This is a genomic window from Aerococcaceae bacterium DSM 111021, from assembly GCA_020112395.1.
Taxonomy (GTDB): Bacteria; Bacillota; Bacilli; order Lactobacillales; family Aerococcaceae; genus Ruoffia.
The window spans coordinates 1-634 of the sequence record JACCEK010000010.1; the positions used below are offsets into that span (position 1 = coordinate 1).

A 634-nucleotide genomic window follows, 5' to 3' on the forward strand; every position below is an offset into this window, starting at 1 on the left:
TTCATACAGATTTAACAGACGACCATCGTATGAAGCAATACTTTATCAACATGGTGAAAGAGACAAAAGAAGGAGGAGTAAAAGGGGTGTGGGAGAAAAAAAGACAGGTTCCGGATTTGGTATAATAAGGAACCTGGCAGAGATGGAAGCAAAAGAGATGAAAAACGGGCTCTCCGCCTGGTAAGGGAGGAAGGGCGAAAAAAAAGACAACCAAAGAAAGGAGGGGAGCCCATGCAGGAGGAGATCACAAACGGCGGGACATTAAAAGAGATCGAACAGTCTTTATTTAGACATATGCAAAAACAATATGGTCATCTCCTTCAACAGGTGTTGGAGGAAATCGACCGCACATTGGCAGAACAGCGGGACAAGAAACGATATGCGCTCAAAGATAAGAGGAAGAGCAGACTCCAAACGCTATTTGGAGAGGTGGAAGTGAAGCGAAACTACTACTTGGACCGTGAAAAAAAGGGGGATACGTAGTTACGCGATGTCTTTCGCAAGGTCGATGGGGCGCAGGGAGTGAGTCCGCTAGGAGAGGAGACAGAGGTGAATCTCGCCGTGACGGGGGCTTCGTATCGACAGGCTGCGCAGTCGCTTGAAAAGCTGGTGGGGTATGCATGTATGAGTCACG

At 47.8% G+C, this 634-nt stretch carries 1 pseudogene; it reads left to right on the forward strand.

Annotation, left to right across the window (positions count from 1 at the left end):
- Positions 1 to 231: 231 nt before the first annotated feature.
- Positions 232 to 634, forward strand: a pseudogene (locus HYQ40_11240) (UPF0236 family protein).